We start from the raw sequence: 16587 nt of genomic DNA, 5'->3' as shown, positions 1-16587 counted from the left end.
CAAAGGAGGCGGGGCTAGTGCGTTAGCGCCTACACCATCTGGTTGCAGCCGCGCACATCTGAGTTGTCCAGCCGGCCTAACACCTCAAACGAGCCATCAGAATATTGACGAGCTAAGTCTTTGGTTTCGATAAAAGCGCAGGAGTCAATATTCGCCAAGTCGATGACATTAATAGCACCGGCCGGACGTGTAGCGTCAACAGAAAACGGGTCGGACGGCTCACGGAGCAGAAGGCGGAGGACTGGGGGGCAAAAAAAGCGGCCGTTGCCGGTGCTATAGGCTTGAGAAAGCAACTCGGTCATGCCGTATTCGGAGTGAATACCTTGCGGTCCAAATGCGGTCTGCAACTCGGCATGCAACTCCTCCCGAATCATTTCGCGGCGCCGTCCTTTCATGCCGCCGGTTTCCAGCACCGTGAGCCCCAATAGCTCGGGCGCCCCCGCATAGGCAGTTACCAAATCGAGCAAGGCATACGACACGCCCAGAAGCATTACCTGACGACCAGAATCGCGCTTAGCTGCTGCTAGCGCCTGCAACAACGCCTCATGGTCGTGCAGGAAAAACGCGGGTTGAGTTTGGCCCGATACGGTGGCAAAATGTTCAACCATAGCCACCAAGGAAGATTGCCCTTGCTCTAGATAGGAGGGCAACAGCGCCAGAAAAATCCAGTTGGTCAGGGGGCCATAGGTTTGCTCAAAAATTCGCGCGGCGTTGCGCCTGTACAGCGCTGGGTCGCGCAGGAGGTGGCGGCTGCGCTGCTGCTGGGTGGTGCCGCTACTCAGAAAGATTTCCTGCGGAACCCAATCGGCGGGTGCGGTGCGTACCTCGTGGGTTTTGAAGAACTCAATCGGAAGAAACGGAATATCCGTCAGCGTTTTAGCTTCACTTGGGTTGCGCCCGAGCGCGGCGATATAGTCGTGGTATGGGGGGCAATTTTGGGCCTGATACCGAAATAAGGCCAGGGCGATTTCCTCAAAATTGGTAGGCGAGACAGAAGGTAGAACACGCAGGTGCTCATCGCGGAAACTCATTGCAAAACAGTGGGGTTAAAAGCAAGGTATAACAAACGCAACACGTCTTCGTTGAGAAGTTGTATCTTCCGTTCTGGCTGAGAAGGCTACGTTTGACCTATCTTTTTTTCTTCTATATGAACCTACTTCGTACTCTTCGGATGGGTGCCCTACTCCTGCTCACGGGCCTGACAGTATCCTCATGCTTGGAGCCGCCAGAGTATCCGGAAACGCCCACTATCGACTTTGAGCGCATTACCTCGCAGCGAATATCTGATGCCAGCGGCACTTACGATAAAGTTACCATTACCGTTAGCTTTCGGGATGGCGACGGTGACCTTGGTTTGAATGAGGCGGACAAAACGGATGATTCTCCCTGGGCTCGCATTAAAAATGGATTGCCTAACCCATACTATAACAATTATTACCTCACGCCTTCTATCCGCAACGCTCAAGGCGATTTTGTAGAGTTGGAGCTGCCCGATCCTAGCTTCAACTATAACAGCACCTATCCACCGCTGGCTACCGACGACCGCGAAGCGCCACTGCGCGGCGAGCTAAACTTCACCTACGATTTCTATGTGGGCTCACCATTTACCCCCGGCCAGACCGTACGCTTCAACGTATCCATCTTCGACCGTGCTCTGAACCAGAGCAACACCGTCACCACCGACCCCATCACGATTCCGCGTTAAAGGAATTTCGTCGTTAAGGAAAGGTGAGAAAACCCCGACTAGATATTACTCTGGTCGGGGTTTTTCATGCTCGTTGAGTTGCTTAATAAATCGCTGGGAAGCGCTTCGGATCAGATTCCTGCAGCATCTCGTACACCGTATCAAATACATCTTCGGTGTTGGGCTTGCTGAAGTAATCGCCATCGGAGCCATAGGGCGGACGGTGGGGCTGGGCAGCTAAGCAACGGGGCTGCGAGTCGAGGAAGCGGTAGGCCTGCTGGTCGTCGAGCACGTGCTGCATCATGTAAGCCGTAGCGCCACCGGGCACATCTTCGTCGGCGAAAAGTACGCGGCTGGTTTTACGTACGCTGTCTGCAATAACGTGCTGCAAGTCGAAAGGCAGCAGCGTCTGCACGTCAATCACCTCCACCGAAATCCCAACTTCACCTAGTTGCTTGGCCGCATCCAGTACGATCCGGCACATAGAGCCATAGGTTACGATAGTCACGTCGGTGCCTGCCTGCAATATTTCCGGCACTCCAAGCGGCAACGTAAACTCGCCTACGTTCTGCGGAATGCGCTCCTTCAGACGGTAGCCATTCAGCGGCTCAATAACCAACGCTGGCTCGTCGCTTCGCAATAGGGTATTATAAAAGCCTGCGGCCTGCGTCATGTTACGCGGCACACACACATGCATCCCCCGAATGCTGCTCAGAATCATGCCGATAGGCGAGCCGCTGTGCCAAATACCCTCCAGCCGATGCCCACGCGTACGCACGATTAGTGGAGCTTTCTGCCCGCCCTTGGTGCGGTACTGCAAGCACGCCACATCATCCGACAAAATCTGGATGGCATACAACAGATAATCAAGGTATTGAATCTCGGTAATAGGTCGCAAGCCGCGCATCGCGGCGCCAATGCCCTGGCCCACAATGGTGCACTCACGAATACCAGTATCGGTCACGCGCAATTCGCCAAATTTCTCCTGCAAGCCAGCAAAAGCCTGGTTTACGTCACCGATGCGGCCGACATCCTCGCCGATGGCGAAGATAGTGGGGTCGCGGCGGAAGTTAGCGTCGAAGCAGGCTTGCAAAACCTCACGAGCATCAACCTGGGGGCATTATCGGCGAACTTGATAGGCTCAACCTCTATGTTAAGCGCAGCCTGCTCGCTTTGGCTATAGAGGTAGGAATTGTAGCGGTCAGCATTTTCAGCCAGCGCCTGATCGAGCCAATTGGTTAGTTCGCGGCGGCTGGCGGAACGCTGCTGATCGCGGGTGAAGCGCAGGGCTTTCCGAACCGTACGCACCATGTCGGCGCGGATGGGTGCGGGGTTGTGCTGCAACTGCTCCACCATTTCATGGAGGGCATTCTGACGGCCGGTTTCATCTACCAGCTTTTCCAGCAATACCACTACCTCGTCGCGCTCCTGCTTGATGGGGTTGAAAAAAGCCCCCCAGGCAGCCGTGCGCGCTTCACGCACGGTATTTTTTGCTTCATACTCCAGTTGATCCAGTTCCTCGCTCGTAGCGTGTTCTTCGGACAGCAGCCAGTCGCGCATTTTGAGCAGGCAGTCGTGCTCTTCCTCCCAGGTCAGGCGGTCCTTGGATTTATATCGCTCATGCGAGCCCGACGTGCTATGCCCCTGAGGCTGCGTCACTTCCGTCACGTGAACGAGCACCGGCACATGCTCGCGGCGGCACACCTCAGCGGCCCGCTGATAGGTATCGAGCAACGCTGGATAATCCCAGCCTTTCACGACAAAAATCTCAAAGCCCTGCTCGCCGGGTGCCTCGCGCTGCAGGCCACTGAGAATGGCGCTGATACTTTGCTTACAGGTCTGATATTCAGCCGGAACAGAAATACCATAGTGGTCATCCCACACCGACACGAGCATCGGAATCTGTAGCACGCCGGCAGCATTCAGCGCCTCAAAAAACATTCCTTCGGAGGTGCTGGCATTGCCAATGGTACCAAAAGCTACCTCGTTACCATTCACGCTGAACTGGGTCAACTCATGCAGTTCGGGGTTCTGACGGTACAGCTTCGATGCATAGGCCAAACCAACTAAGCGCGGCATCTGGGAAGCCGTCGGCGACACGTCCGCCGAAGAGTTTTTCAGCTCCGCGAGGTTTTTGAAGTTACCATCTTCATCGAGCAGGCGAGTAGCAAAGTGACCATTCATGGCCCGGCCGGCGGTGGCAGGCTCGGCTTCTACATCGGGGTGAGCGTAGAGCTGGGCAAAATACTGCTGCAACGTCAACTCGCCGGCGGCCATCATAAAGGTTTGGTCGCGGTAATAGCCGGAGCGGAAGTCGCCAGGCTGAAACACGCGGGCCATGGCCAGCTGAGGCAGTTCTTTGCCATCGCCGAAAATGCCAAATTTGGCCTTACCCATAAATACCTCCTTCCGCCCAGCCAAAGAGGCGTGGCGGCTTTCCCAGCCCAGGCGGTAGTCGTGGAGCAGGTCTTCTTTGCTGAGGGTGGCCGGGGTGGCGGCTAGTGCAGATTCGGCAGTGGACATAGGGAAGAGTAGAAATAAAGCAGATGGCGCCGATCAGTAGAACTGGGGGTTTCTTCGAACGGCGCACAAAAGTACAGATTTGGGCGCGATACCGGCTACAGGCCCCTTCAGCCCCCTACGAGGCCGGTATGTTTTTGTCTATCTTTGGGGAGTAATCTATGGAATTGTAGTCTGCTTTTGCCGCTCATTGCGCCATTATTTGCCTCTGTTTTCTCCGACCTTTACTGCTATCATTTTATGAAAAAGTTTGCCTCTCCCCTATTCAGCCTGGCTTTGCTGCTGCTATGCTTTTCAACTCAAGCTCAAGGCGTAATGACGTTTGAGAAAGAGCAGCATGATTTCGGCAATGTGCCCGAGGGCACGATGGCCACGCACGAGTTCAAGTTCAAAAACACCGGCAACCAGCCCATTATTATTGCTACCGTACAGGCCTCCTGCGGATGTACTACGCCCGACTGGACCAAGACACCCGTACTACCCGGCAAAACGGGTATGGTGAAAGCCGTATATAGCAGCGCAGGCCGGCCTGGGGTGTTCAACAAAACGGTAACAGTGACCAGCAACGCCGCTACGCCGAACACTACACTCACCATCAAAGGCACGGTGCTTGGACCTGAAGAAGTAAAAGCCAGCCTCACGCCCGCTCAAAAAGCCCAGGCTCCCCGCCTCGTACTCGACCGCACCACCCATGATTTCGGTAAGATGGAAGCGGGCCAGCAGCCTTCTGCTCGGTTCACGGTGAAAAATACAGGCAAGCAGGACTTATTGCTAGGCATGATAACCTCGCCTTGCAATTGCGTAGGCTACAAAAAAGCCCCCCAGCCCATCAAGCCTGGTCAAAGCGCCGTGATAGAGGTGCTCTACGCACAGCGCCAGCTCGGCCCGATGACGGATGTAGCCACACTGAACTCCAACGCCGTAGAAGGTCCTGCTAAGCTTACCATAAAAGCCAATGTAGTGCGCGATTTGAACGCGGCCAGCATGGTTAAAGAGAGCGCAACCGCCGTTCCCTTCAAGTAAAAACTGGCGCTTCGCCTTGCTTCATCCGCTTTGCGTAGCGCTTTGACTTTATTTTAAACTATAAGAAAGGTCGCAGCCCTTATCTTTGCGGCCGTTTTCACCCCCGTCATCCACCCATCTTCACTTCTCTGCCATGATCATCGGCGTACCGAAAGAAATTAAGAACAACGAAAACCGCGTGGGCCTGACGCCCGCTGGCGTAGCTGAGCTTCGCAAGCACAACCACACCGTATATGTACAAGCTACTGCTGGCTTAGGCAGCGGTTTTCAGGACGCCGAATACGAAGAAGCCGGAGCATTGATTCTCGCTACCATCGACGAAGTGTATGCGCAGGCAGAAATGATCGTGAAGGTGAAGGAGCCGATTAAGGAAGAATATAACCTGATCAAAGAAGGCCAGCTGCTTTTCACTTATTTTCACTTTGCCAGCGGCGAGGAGCTCACCCACGCCATGATTGAGCGCAAGGCCGTGTGCTTAGCCTACGAGACGGTAGAGCTTCCCAACCGTGCTCTGCCCCTGCTCATTCCAATGAGCGAAGTGGCCGGCCGCATGGCTCCGCAGGAAGGCGCAAAGTATCTGGAAAAGCCACTGAAAGGTCGTGGCATTCTGCTGGGCGGCGTGCCCGGCGTAAAGCCTGCTAATGTGCTGGTTCTCGGTGGTGGCATCGTTGGTACGCAGGCTGCCAAGGTGGCGGCGGGCTTAGGTGCTCAGGTTACCATCATGGATATCAACTTGAACCGTCTGCGTGAGCTCGACGACTTCATGCCGAAGAACGTGGTGACGCAGTATTCCAACGAATACAACATTCGCGAGGCCATCAAAACCGTTGACCTCGTAGTAGGTGCTGTGCTAATTCCAGGGGCCAAAGCGCCTCACCTCATTACCCGTGACATGCTCAAAACTATGCGCCCCGGCACGGTGCTCGTGGACGTAGCGGTGGACCAAGGCGGCTGCATCGAAACCTGCAAGCCGACCACGCACGAAGATCCAACCTTCATCATCGACGACATTGTGCACTACTGCGTGGCCAACATGCCAGGCGCGGTGCCTTACACGTCTACTTTGGCTCTGACCAACGCTACGTTGCCCTACGCCGTGCGCCTCGCTAATCTGGGTTGGCAGGAAGCTTGCCGCCGCGACGCAGCTTTGCGCCTGGGCCTGAACGTGGTGAATGGTGAAGTGGTATACCAAGGTGTAGCCGAAGCCTGGAACTTGCCCCTCGTAAGCGTTGATTCAGTATTGGAGCCCGCTCACGCTTAATTGTTTATTAGTGCTACAAAGCCTTCCCGATACACTATCGGGAAGGCTTTTTGGTTGATAGCGTGATGTAATAAACCTTAAGCTGAGGTTGCAGCACGCTCTTACTCTACTACATGAAAGGAATTATTTATACCGGCGAGGCCATCACCGACCATAAGCTACTGGCGATGCTGCCCAAAGAGCTGCAAGCATTTTTACGGCAGCGCAATGGCGTAGTGGCTTACTTCGGTGGCTTGCATATTCGGGGCTGCTGTACTGAGCCGGCGTGGCACTCGTTGCGGGAAGCGTGGCAAGGTGAGCAGGCGCTGCAAAAAACTTACGACACGGTTCAGAAGAACGACATACCATTCGCGCAGGACTGCGTGGGCAATCAGTTTTTGCTGCGACAGGGCGAGGTTGTCTTTCTGGACACCGAAACCGGGGAAATTGCCCCGCTAGAAGTTGATTTTAAGCATTTCCTGATTGGGGCCGAGAAGTTTCCGGTGGATGCGCTGGGGCTGGAGCCTTTGCGGCGCTGGCAGCAACAGGGTGAGGTTTTGGCGCCCGGGCAGCTGCTGCACATGTATCCGCCGGTTTGTATTGCCGCCACCACTGATAAAGCCACGCTAGCGCCAGTTTCAGTGTTGAAGCGACTGGCTTTTCTGGCTGACTTATACCGTCAAATCAAGCACTTGCCCAACGGCCAGTCGCTCACCATCAAGCCGCTTCAGGATTAGATTTCTTAGAATGCCGTCTCCCCTTCTGCGCCTGTTGCTCCGCCGCTTTGCCTTACTGTTAGGCGTGTATGTGCTGCTGCGCGCGGGCTTTTACTGGGCTAATCAGGAAGTGTTTCGCGAAGCATCGGGCACGGAGGTAGCGTGGGCTTTTTGGCACGGCTTCCGGTTTGATATTGCGGCGCTGCTCCTCCTGAATTTACCGTTTATGTTGCTGTCGTTGGTGCCGCGGGTTGATAAAGGCTGGCAGGGCTTTGTGCGGGGCGTTTATCTGACTCTGAACGCAACGGGCATGGCACTCAATATTATTGATAGCCAGTACTTTAAGTTTATAGGGCGCCGCACAACCGATGAGCTGTTTACCATCACCGACGACATTCAGCGCCAGGCGGGCCAGTTGGCTTTTCATTACTGGTTTCTGGTGCCGCCGTTTATCGTGTTATTTGGGCTGCTGTGGTACTTCTACCCGATGCCAACCGCTGCAAATTTACCCCCCACTCCGGCGGCAAGCTCACCGCAACGCCAGTTTATTCGGCCCCTGCTAGAGATAGTACTGGTGGCGGTGCTGGCGGTGATTGGCATTCGGGGCGGCTTGCAGCTCAAGCCTTTGCGCACGGGGCACGCCTTTGTACAATTGCCGCCGGTGTTGGGTCATCTGGCATTGAATAGCACATTTACCTTTCTGCGAAGCCTTGGCTACCAAGCGGTAGAACGACGCGCGTATTTTCAGTCTGAGGCGCAGCTACGGCAGGCATTAGCACCTCGGATGCCAGCGGCCGACCCAACCGCTCCTCGCGACAACGTGGTGATCCTGCTGCTGGAAAGTTTTTCTTCCGAATACACCGGCATCGAAAATGGTGGCCGTGGCTACACACCCTTCTTTGATTCGTTGGCCACCGGGGGGCTTTTTTTTCGTGACCACTACGCCAACGGGCGGCGCTCAATTGAGGCGCTGCCTGCTGTTCTGGCGGGCATGCCGGCGCTGATGGAAAGCCCATTTATCACCTCCAATTTTCAAACGAACGAGCTGCATGGCCTAGGAGAATTGCTGGGTCGGAACGGCTATGCTACTTCCGTGTTTCACGGCGCTCAGAATGGTACGATGGGCTTCAATACGTTTGCCGGCATGGTGGGCGTGCAGCGGTATTTTGGGCTCAATGAATATCCGGGTGGAGCCAAAAGTCCGGACTACGACGGGCATTGGGGCATTTTTGATGAGCCCTACTTGCAGTATTTCGCGCAACAGCTAAGCCAACAACAGCAGCCGTTTTTCTCTACTGTTTTCACGCTCACCTCTCACGAGCCGTTCCCGGTACCAGCCAAGTACAAAAACCGGTTTACACCAGGCGAATTACCCATTCACGCCTCCATCGGCTACACCGATTTCGCGCTCCGACAATTCTTCAAAACTGCCGCTAAACAGCCCTGGTATAACAATACGCTCTTTATTCTGCTCGCGGATCACACCTCTCAAACACTCACGCCCGAGTATCAAAACACCTTAGGTAGCTACAAAACACCTCTGCTTCTTTTCCACCCTAGCGGCAAATTGCCCCCCGCCAATACAAGCCGCATCACGCAGCAGGCCGACGTACCGGCTACCGTGCTAGATTATTTGGGTATGCCTGCCAACGGTAAGCTACTGCCCTTCGGCTATTCCGTATTTGATACCCTAGCCAATGGGCGCGCACTGTTTCTGACGGGCGGCTCCTACTACCTTGTTCACAAAGATTATGTCACGGAGCTGACAGCCAACGACCAAGTGCGCCTCTACCCTTACCAACGCCATAATTTGCCCCCCACGCCGGTTGAGAATGCTGCCAAGGCCCAACAGTACGGCCAAGAACTGCGTGCCAGCGTGCAGTTTCTAACGAATGGACTGCTGGATAATTCCCTGTACAAGCTATCGAAGTAAAAGCAGCTTCACTCGTCTGTCATGCAGAGCGGCGCGAAGCATCTCGCCTGCTAACGTTGCAATGGTGAACTCAACGAAGCGAGCGAGATGCTTCGGCTCCGCCTCTGCATGACGCACTAACTTAAACTCCTAAGAAATAAGAGCCAGCGCCTGCTCATACTTTGGAATTTCCGCTAGGCGCTGATTGCTTTTTTGTGCGAAGTCGACCAGCCAACAGTAATGCTGTAAGCCATTGGTCAGCAGCAGGAAAGGCGCTCCAACCGTTTGATTATAGGTAGTCACTTGGTGCGCAACGGTAGCCGTAATAGGCACGGTGGTGGCTTTACACTCTACCAATAAAAGCGGGGCGCCCCCAGGACCGAAAGCGCAGATATCGGTACGTTTCTGGCGTTGGTTGTAGGCATGGCCTCTCTCTAAGCTGAGCAAGCCGCGCGGGTAGCCCAACTCGTTCATAAGGTAGTGCACCACGTGCTGGCGCACCCACTCTTCGGGGGTGAGCACCACATTTTTGCGGCGCAATACATCCCATATCAGGGAGTTTGCGCCCGATTTTGTAAGTTTGTACTCGAAAGGCGGCAGGTCGAGAGCTTGCATCACCTCCAAAGGTACGGCCCGGAATCACTGCTTCCGCTTTTCATCCGCTGTACCGTCGTTCGAAAGTGCGACGGTTTTTTTGTATCAGTTTGTGAACAAGCAAGTAAGCGAACGGGAAGCTGTTCAGTTGCTTCATCTTTTCAATTCAAAATTCCACCATTTACCCCCACCCTATGAAGGACAAATCCGCGATAGTGGAGAACTGGCTGCCGCGTTATACTGGTGTGCCACTCAAGGAGTTCGGGCAGTATATTCTGCTTACCAACTTCATCAATTACGTGAATATGTTCGCCGAGCAGTTCGACGTAGAAGTGCGCGGACTAGATAAGCCGATGCAGTCGGCTACGGCCAACGGTATCACGATTATCAACTTCGGCATGGGCTCACCGATGGCCGCTACCGTTATGGATTTGCTGTCGGCCATTAAGCCTAAAGCAGCGTTGTTTCTGGGCAAATGCGGCGGCTTGAAGAGCAAGACCAAGCTCGGCGACCTGATTCTCCCCATCGCGGCTATTCGCGGCGAGGGTACTTCCGATGACTATCTGCCTCCGGAAATTCCGGCTCTTCCCTCCTTCCGTTTGCAGCGGGCCGTGTCGTCGATGATTAAGAAGCACGAAAAGGACTACTGGACCGGCACTGTGTACACCACCAACCGCCGCGTGTGGGAGCACGATGAAGCTTTCAAGGAATACCTGCGCCAGATTCGGGCAATGGCCGTGGATATGGAAACGGCCACCATTTTCGTGGTGGGTTTTATCAATGAGATCCCCCATGGCGCCCTGCTGCTGGTGAGCGATAACCCGATGACGCCCGAAGGTGTGAAAACGGCCGAAAGCGACTCAAAAGTGACGCTTGGGTACGTGCACACGCATCTACAGATCGGTATTGACTCGCTGATTGAGTTGAAAAACTCCGGCGAATCGGTGAAGCACATGCGCTTTGAGTAGACGCATAAAGAATTGTCACTTTTTACAGCTGGCATTCTAAAAAGAACGTCATGCAGAGCAGAGCGAAGCATCTCGGCAGCGGTAGTAGGATTACCAACCTAATATCAGCACGCGAGATGCTTCGCTCTGCTCTGCATGACGTTCTTTTTACAGTCTTTATCGCTTAATAACTTCCCGGCGCCAAGTAGATATCGCGGTACATTTTGCGGCGTGCCTTAACTTGCCTACATGATTCGACTTTTACGCCCGCTTTTCTTGCTGATGCCGTTGCTGGCAGGCTTCAGTAGTTGTCAAAATGCCCCCCAGCAGCAAGCCGCCGACCTAGTGGTGTACAACGCCACCGTGTACACCGTCGATTCGGCGTTTTCTAAGGCTCAGGCCTTTGCTGTACAGGATGGCAAGTTTCTGGCCGTCGGGACGGCTGACGAAATTCGGCAGAAGTATAAGGGTAAGCAGGAAGTAGACGCTGGGGGGCAATTTATCTACCCCGGTTTCTATGATGCGCACTGCCACTTCTACCGCTATGCCTTGGGCTTGCGCTTCGCCGATTTGGTGGGCACTACTTCCTGGGGCGACGTGGTGAGCACCTTACAACGGCAGCGGCAGCAGTACCCCCAGGCCGCGTGGCTGATTGGCCGCGGCTGGGACCAGAACGATTGGCCCACTAAACAGTTTCCGACCAAAGACACGCTGGATAAGCTGTTTCCCAACGTGCCCGTGCTCATCACGCGCGTAGATGGACACGCCGCCATCGTGAATCAGAAGGCCTTAGACTTAGCTGGCGTTACGGCTAGCACGCCCGTCAGTGGGGGCGTTATTGGCCGCGACGTAACAGGTCAACTCACTGGTTTGTTGGTAGATAATGCTGTAGACCTAGTGTCGGCTAAAATTCCCGAGCCTTCCGCAACGGAAGCCAACGCCGCTCTGCTGCAAGCGCAGCAATTATGCGTAGCCGTGGGCCTCACCAGCCTCGCCGATGCCGGTCTGGACAAAGCGAACATCGACCAGATGGAAGCTTTGCAGAAACAAGGCAAGCTCAAGTTGCGCCTGTATGCGATGCTCAACCCTACGGCCGCTAACAAGCAATTCTACTTCAAAAACGGCCCCATAGAGAATGACCGGCTTACGGTGCGCTCCTTTAAAGTGTACGCCGACGGCGCCCTGGGCTCGCGTGGTGCTTGCTTGGTAGAGCCCTACCACGACCGGCCAAAAGAAACCGGCTTCCTCCTTTCTACTGAAAAGGAATACCGGGCGCTAGCTAAAGAAATTGCGGCCAGCAAGTTCCAGATGAACACCCACGCCATCGGCGACTCGGCCAACCGCATCATTCTCAACATTTATGGAGAAGCGCTGAAGGGGCAGAAAGACCGGCGGTGGCGCATCGAGCACGCGCAAGTAATCACGCCGGCCGATATGGGTAAATTTGGGCAGTTTGGAATTGTACCCTCGGTGCAGCCCACCCATGCTACCTCCGATATGTACTGGGCGGGCGAGCGACTGGGGCCGGAGCGCGTAAAAACGGCTTATGCCTTTGAGGAACTGCGCAAGCAGTACGGCCAAGTAGCCCTAGGCAGCGACTTTCCCGTGGAAGATATCAATCCCCTCTTCGGTTTTCATTCTGCTGTTGCCCGCCAAGATGCGAAGAACTACCCAGAAGGCGGTTTCCAACCCGAAAACGCTCTTTCTCGCCCCGACGCCCTACGTGGTATGACCACTTGGGCTGCCCACGCCGCCTTTGAAGACAAGCAAAAAGGTAGCATTCAGCCCGGTATGGCCGCCGATTTTGTGTTGCTCAACAAGGATTTGCTCACGGCTCCGGCACCCGAACTGCGTGGTGCACAAGTGCAGCAAACCTGGATTGCCGGTGAGCAAGTATTCTCGATAAAGAAGTAGTGCTTATTTCATTATTGCGGGAGTCCATCAAGCATTAAACTCACAAAAAAGCCCCCAGAATTGTATCTGGGGGGCTTTTTTGTGGCGACGTTTACGATTAACTCCACCCTTGCTCATCGGCGCTAGAGCCGTACATGGCCGGCACCGGAATATCGAGCAAGCGCAGGTATACGCTAAGCTGGCCGCGGTGGTGAATGCTGTGATTCAGACCCATAATGCGCAGAGCGGCACCTTTGGGGCGCTCCATTAATACTTGGTCGCCAGCATGGAGCTTAAACGGCTGAGTTAGTTTCTCGTCGTCGGATTCGCTCAGGGCTTTGCGCAACGTTGCCGAATACTTGTCGAAGCGGGCCAGCAACTCCTCCTTGGAAGTCGGCGTAGGTCCTGGTTTTGGGGCGTTTTTGTCTAGAAAATCGCGCGAATCACGCTCAACAAAAAGAGTTTTGAACGCCAGCAGATTTACCACGTGTGATGCCAGCTGTACCAGCTTCATGCTCTTCGGGTGAGGCTGGTAATCGGCCTGCTCGAAGGGTACCCGTTCCAGTATTTTGCGGGTCGTAACCAACTCATGATCGAGCTCAGCGAGGATGTTTTGCTGGAGAGAAGATGTGTGCATGGGATGGATTGAAAAGTAAGAAAACTAGATACAAAGGCGTAGAGACGCTTGTGCGCGTCTACCCATCAGGCTCATTGCTCGAACACGATAGGGCTTATTGATCCGTTACCAAGCCGAAAACCGCGCTTCTACAGGACAGATTGGTTTAGTGGCGCTTCCGTAGTGACAGCATCAGGGCGCAGGTTCTGGCCGCGCATTCTGAACAGGAAAAGCAGACCCAGAATAAAGAACACGATCAGGGCAAGAATGCTGTTGCGCATGTTGCCTGTGATTTGGGAGATGATGCCGAAAACGGCGGTGCCAATCACGATGCTGAGCTTTTCGGTCACGTCGAAGAAGCTAAAGTAGGAAGCCGTATCGGGGGTATCCTCGGGGATGATTTTGGAATACGTAGAGCGCGAAAGGGACTGTATGCCGCCCATGGTCAGGCCAATGACGGAGGCCAGGGCGTAGAAGCTCCAGCCAGCCTGCACAAAATAGCCCGCCACGCAGATTAGCGCCCAGATGGCCACCGACCAGCTTAGCGCCCGCGTATTGCCAATGGCCTCCGACAGGCGGGCAAACAAATAGGCCCCCAGAATAGCGACTACCTGCAACAGCAAGATGGTGATAATCAGCGCCTGCGACTCCAGCTTGAGAACTTTATCGCCGAACACTGTGGCTACGTACATCACCGTTTGTACGCCCATGTTGTAAGTGAAATAAGCCAGCAAAAAGCGCTTGAGCATGGGCAACTGCTTGATCTGCTGCCACACATTACTTAGTTCGTGGAAACCATTGAGCAGGAAATTGCCCTGCGCGGCAGGCATGTGGTCGGGGCGACCGGTATCAGCGGGCAGACGGGAAAGCGCAAACTGCCCAAAAATGGCCCACCACAAGCCCGTAAACAGGAAAGAGATGCGCGGCGGTAACGATTTATTCGCCGGATCGATACCAACCAGATCGGGCTTGAGCACGATTACCAGGCTCAGCACCAGCAGAATAACACTACCCACGTAACCAAGCGAAAACCCTTTGGCCGAGAGCCTATCGTATTGGTCTTCAGTGGCAATGAGAGGCAAGTAGGAGTTATAAAACACAATGCTACCCGCCCAGCCAACGGTGGCCGACATGAGCAGCACTATCGATAGCCCAAACGTGGCTTGGGTAAAGAAAAACAAGCCCGCACACGAGGCTGCGCCCAGAAAGCAGAAGAAGCGCAGAAAGAGCTTCTTGCGGCCTGAGAAGTCGGCAATGGCGGTGAGAATGGGACTAAGCGCCGCGATAATGAGAAATGACGCGGAAATGGCGTAAGTATAGAGGGAGGAGCCCGGCAGGTTGAAACCCAAGAAGTTAACCACATCCTCACCCCGCTCATTCACAGCTACTGAGCCGTAGTAGATGGGGAAAATGGTGCTGGTAATTACCAGCGGGTACACCGAGTTGGCCCAGTCGTACATGGCCCAGCCATTGGTAGTACGGGGGTTATTCTTCTCGACTGGGGCCGAAGTAGCCACGGCAGCTTGCTGCATAAAATCAAGGAAAGGAAATGGTAGTGGGCAAGATAATGGGTTTTCGCGCAGTCCGGGTTACACTAGTGGTTCAGCTGGCAAATCTGAATCCTCCGCAGCTTGCTCCCCCATGTCATTTTCCAGCAAAGAGGCATATTGGGCGGGCGTATCCACATCAAAAACGCCCCCCGGAAACGGCACGCTACCAGCAGAATTACCATAACTAGCAATAACTTGCCGCGCACCCTCCGCCCCCCCAATTGGCGCAGTGCAGGGAGCGAATCGGCACTAAAAACTGCTGGGACACCCAGGGTACCGCCGTAGGCAGAGGCCACTACCGGCGCCTGACTCGCTTGCTGTTGCTTGATCATTGTCAGCAATAACGCTGGCGTAACCAACGGCTGATCGCAGAGCATGATGAGCACAGCTGAAGGCGGCTGGGGGGCTTTTTCCAAGGCAGCCAGCCCGGCCCGGATGGAGGAGCCCATGCCCGCCGCCCAATCAGGATTACGGGTAACGAGGAAGGGCAAATCATCAATTTCTGCAACTAGCTCCTCATGCAAAGCACCCGTTACCAGCATCAGCGGCTGGCAACCCGTAGCCACGGCCGTTTCGGCGGCGCGGCGTAGAAGGGTTTGGCCCTGGAAGTATAGCAGTTGTTTGGCTTGCCCCATCCGAGTTGATGCCCCAGCAGCTAACAAGATCAGAGCGACGGAGCTTGTCGCAGCGGAAGCAGTTAACTCAGAGAGCATGAGGCCGCAACCGTTGCATTTGCCACTGGTACCAGGGAAGAGCGAAGCACGGGTGTCTGCTCATGAATTGGGCCGTCGAGTTGGTGCAAAAAGCCCCCCGCACGTCCCCTGAGCACCGCCTGCATCTCGGCCACGATGGACAGCGCAATTTCTTCCGCCGTCTCCGCTCCAATATTCAACCCCACCGGACTGTACAACCGCGGCACGAGGCGCTGAGTCGGCTGCAAGCCTTCCTCTTCCAACTCCGCCAACAGCCGATCAGCCTTTTTGCGGGGCCCTAATAAGCCGATATACGGTGTAGCGGTGGGCAACAAATAGCGCAGTGCCGCTAAGTCGTAGTGGTAATTATGGGTCATCAGCAGGGCGAACTGCTGCGTGGGGGGCAAATTTGAGAGTTGGTCGAAGCTTACTACGCATACCTCTTCCGCTTCAGGAAAGCGCGTGGCGGTGGCCTGTCCCGGCCGTCCATCCACAACGCGCACCAGCCAACCCAAACTCGCGGCCAGGCGCACAAGGGGCTGCACATCATTACCAGCTCCGAATACCGTAACGCGCACAGCAGGCTGAATTACTTCCAAAAATATCCGCAGTGTGCCCGCTACCGTATCGTAGTCGGCGGTAGCAGACCGGCCACTTTGCAGGGTTTGGTGCGCGTGCTCCAATAGTTGCGCCGCTGTATCGGCTTCGAAGCTGAGCGTGCCGTGACTGGTAGCATCACGCAGCAATAGCAGCCGCTCTCCCACTTGCACTTCCGTATTTGTGGTCAGGCTGAAGGCAGTTATGAGCACGGCCGTTTGCTCCTGCTGGGCGCACACGCGCAGCATTTCCAAGGGGTTCGCTGGATCGTCAACATCGAGGGGCTCCAGCAGAATTTGTATAACTCCCTGGCAGCCCAAACTCACCCCGTGCTCTACGTCTTCTTCCTCATCCATAGAGTCGTAGGTGACCAGCGCTGGCCGGCGACGCACAATGGCCTGACGGGCCCGGCGCCGGGCGTCTCCCTCCAGACAACCACCGCTGATTGCACCCGTCAGCTGCCCATCTTCGGTCACCAACATGCGCGCACCCGGCCGTCGGTAAGCTGAGCCACTTACATGCACCACGGTGGCCAGCGCGCACGCTTGGCCAGCCGCACGGTAAGCGTCGTAGGCAGCAAGTAAACGGCGTATTTCACTCATA

At 55.0% G+C, this 16587-nt stretch carries 13 protein-coding genes and 1 pseudogene; 7 read left to right on the top strand and 7 right to left on the bottom strand.

Annotated features, from left to right (window positions below; genetic code table 11):
• Positions 1–29 precede the first annotated feature (29 nt).
• Positions 30–1031 carry a long-chain fatty acid--CoA ligase gene (locus G7064_RS19275; RefSeq protein ID WP_166074876.1) on the bottom strand — a complete coding sequence of 334 codons (1002 nt, stop codon included), beginning with the start codon at positions 1029–1031 and terminating at the stop codon, positions 30–32.
• A 116-nt stretch (positions 1032–1147) separates the two neighbouring features.
• Here G7064_RS19275 and G7064_RS19270 point away from each other — a divergent pair, with 116 nt between their 5' ends.
• Positions 1148–1705 carry a hypothetical protein gene (locus G7064_RS19270; protein WP_166074875.1) on the top strand — a complete coding sequence of 186 codons (558 nt, stop codon included), beginning with the start codon at positions 1148–1150 and terminating at the stop codon, positions 1703–1705.
• Between the two features lie 82 nt (positions 1706–1787).
• Here the strand turns inward: G7064_RS19270 and G7064_RS19265 are convergent.
• Positions 1788–4207: pseudogene (locus G7064_RS19265) on the bottom strand (thiamine pyrophosphate-dependent enzyme).
• 237 nt (positions 4208–4444) lie between these two features.
• Between G7064_RS19265 and G7064_RS19260 the strand changes: the two are divergent.
• The 4 genes from G7064_RS19260 to G7064_RS19245 all read left to right on the top strand — a co-directional run bounded on the left by G7064_RS19260 (position 4445) and on the right by G7064_RS19245 (position 9116).
• Positions 4445–5227, top strand: coding sequence for a DUF1573 domain-containing protein (locus G7064_RS19260; RefSeq protein WP_166074874.1), 783 nt, complete (start codon positions 4445–4447; stop codon positions 5225–5227).
• Positions 5228–5360: 133 nt separating this feature from the next.
• Positions 5361–6488, top strand: a complete 1128-nt coding sequence (gene ald, locus G7064_RS19255; protein WP_166074873.1) for an alanine dehydrogenase — start codon at positions 5361–5363, stop codon at positions 6486–6488.
• 113 nt (positions 6489–6601) lie between these two features.
• Positions 6602–7204 carry an SMI1/KNR4 family protein gene (locus G7064_RS19250; RefSeq protein WP_166074872.1) on the top strand — a complete coding sequence of 201 codons (603 nt, stop codon included), beginning with the start codon at positions 6602–6604 and terminating at the stop codon, positions 7202–7204.
• A 10-nt stretch (positions 7205–7214) separates the two neighbouring features.
• The gene (locus G7064_RS19245) at positions 7215–9116 is read left to right on the top strand and encodes an LTA synthase family protein (protein WP_166074871.1); all 1902 of its coding nucleotides are present in this window, start codon (positions 7215–7217) and stop codon (positions 9114–9116) included.
• A 129-nt stretch (positions 9117–9245) separates the two neighbouring features.
• On the opposite strand, the gene G7064_RS19240 is transcribed toward G7064_RS19245, so the two are convergent.
• Positions 9246–9710, bottom strand: a complete 465-nt coding sequence (locus G7064_RS19240) for a type I restriction enzyme HsdR N-terminal domain-containing protein (RefSeq protein ID WP_166074870.1) — start codon at positions 9708–9710, stop codon at positions 9246–9248.
• A gap of 173 nt (positions 9711–9883) precedes the next feature.
• On the opposite strand from G7064_RS19240, the gene G7064_RS19235 reads away from it, so the two are divergent.
• Complete coding sequence (locus G7064_RS19235) at positions 9884–10657, top strand: AMP nucleosidase (protein WP_133273344.1); 774 nt, start codon at positions 9884–9886, stop codon at positions 10655–10657.
• 228 nt (positions 10658–10885) lie between these two features.
• Positions 10886–12550, top strand: coding sequence for an amidohydrolase (locus tag G7064_RS19230; RefSeq protein WP_166074869.1), 1665 nt, complete (start codon positions 10886–10888; stop codon positions 12548–12550).
• A gap of 97 nt (positions 12551–12647) precedes the next feature.
• On the opposite strand, the gene G7064_RS19225 is transcribed toward G7064_RS19230, so the two are convergent.
• The 4 genes from G7064_RS19225 to G7064_RS19210 all read right to left on the bottom strand — a co-directional run bounded on the left by G7064_RS19225 (position 12648) and on the right by G7064_RS19210 (position 16586).
• Positions 12648–13166: a DinB family protein gene (locus G7064_RS19225; protein ID WP_166074868.1), complete on the bottom strand. Its 519-nt coding sequence runs from the start codon at positions 13164–13166 to the stop codon at positions 12648–12650.
• A gap of 128 nt (positions 13167–13294) precedes the next feature.
• Positions 13295–14677, bottom strand: coding sequence for an MFS transporter (locus G7064_RS19220; protein WP_166074866.1), 1383 nt, complete (start codon positions 14675–14677; stop codon positions 13295–13297).
• Between the two features lie 62 nt (positions 14678–14739).
• Positions 14740–15408 carry an NTP transferase domain-containing protein gene (locus tag G7064_RS19215; RefSeq protein WP_166074865.1) on the bottom strand — a complete coding sequence of 223 codons (669 nt, stop codon included), beginning with the start codon at positions 15406–15408 and terminating at the stop codon, positions 14740–14742.
• The gene (locus G7064_RS19210) at positions 15393–16586 is read right to left on the bottom strand and encodes an XdhC family protein (protein WP_166074864.1); all 1194 of its coding nucleotides are present in this window, start codon (positions 16584–16586) and stop codon (positions 15393–15395) included. Before G7064_RS19210 ends, G7064_RS19215 begins: the two co-directional genes overlap by 16 nt.
• Position 16587 lies beyond the last annotated feature (1 nt).

Origin of the sequence: Hymenobacter sp. HDW8, from assembly GCF_011305775.1 — a bacterium.
In the GTDB taxonomy this organism is placed as follows: domain Bacteria; phylum Bacteroidota; class Bacteroidia; order Cytophagales; family Hymenobacteraceae; genus Hymenobacter; species Hymenobacter radiodurans.
Note: the sequence above shows the minus strand (reverse complement) of the source record. Positions and strands in the feature narration are given on the sequence as shown.

What these genes read in the sequence shown, in the direction of transcription:
- G7064_RS19275 (WP_166074876.1), bottom strand. Translation starts at nt 1,031, where the DNA reads ATGAGTTTCCGCGATGAGCACCTGCGTGTTCTACCTTCTGTCTCGCCT.
- G7064_RS19270 (WP_166074875.1), top strand. Translation starts at nt 1,148, where the DNA reads ATGAACCTACTTCGTACTCTTCGGATGGGTGCCCTACTCCTGCTCACG.
- G7064_RS19260 (WP_166074874.1), top strand. Translation starts at nt 4,445, where the DNA reads ATGAAAAAGTTTGCCTCTCCCCTATTCAGCCTGGCTTTGCTGCTGCTA.
- ald (WP_166074873.1), top strand. Translation starts at nt 5,361, where the DNA reads ATGATCATCGGCGTACCGAAAGAAATTAAGAACAACGAAAACCGCGTG.
- G7064_RS19250 (WP_166074872.1), top strand. Translation starts at nt 6,602, where the DNA reads ATGAAAGGAATTATTTATACCGGCGAGGCCATCACCGACCATAAGCTA.
- G7064_RS19245 (WP_166074871.1), top strand. Translation starts at nt 7,215, where the DNA reads ATGCCGTCTCCCCTTCTGCGCCTGTTGCTCCGCCGCTTTGCCTTACTG.
- G7064_RS19240 (WP_166074870.1), bottom strand. Translation starts at nt 9,710, where the DNA reads ATGCAAGCTCTCGACCTGCCGCCTTTCGAGTACAAACTTACAAAATCG.
- G7064_RS19235 (WP_133273344.1), top strand. Translation starts at nt 9,884, where the DNA reads ATGAAGGACAAATCCGCGATAGTGGAGAACTGGCTGCCGCGTTATACT.
- G7064_RS19230 (WP_166074869.1), top strand. Translation starts at nt 10,886, where the DNA reads ATGATTCGACTTTTACGCCCGCTTTTCTTGCTGATGCCGTTGCTGGCA.
- G7064_RS19225 (WP_166074868.1), bottom strand. Translation starts at nt 13,166, where the DNA reads ATGCACACATCTTCTCTCCAGCAAAACATCCTCGCTGAGCTCGATCAT.
- G7064_RS19220 (WP_166074866.1), bottom strand. Translation starts at nt 14,677, where the DNA reads ATGCAGCAAGCTGCCGTGGCTACTTCGGCCCCAGTCGAGAAGAATAAC.
- G7064_RS19215 (WP_166074865.1), bottom strand. Translation starts at nt 15,408, where the DNA reads ATGCTCTCTGAGTTAACTGCTTCCGCTGCGACAAGCTCCGTCGCTCTG.
- G7064_RS19210 (WP_166074864.1), bottom strand. Translation starts at nt 16,586, where the DNA reads ATGAGTGAAATACGCCGTTTACTTGCTGCCTACGACGCTTACCGTGCG.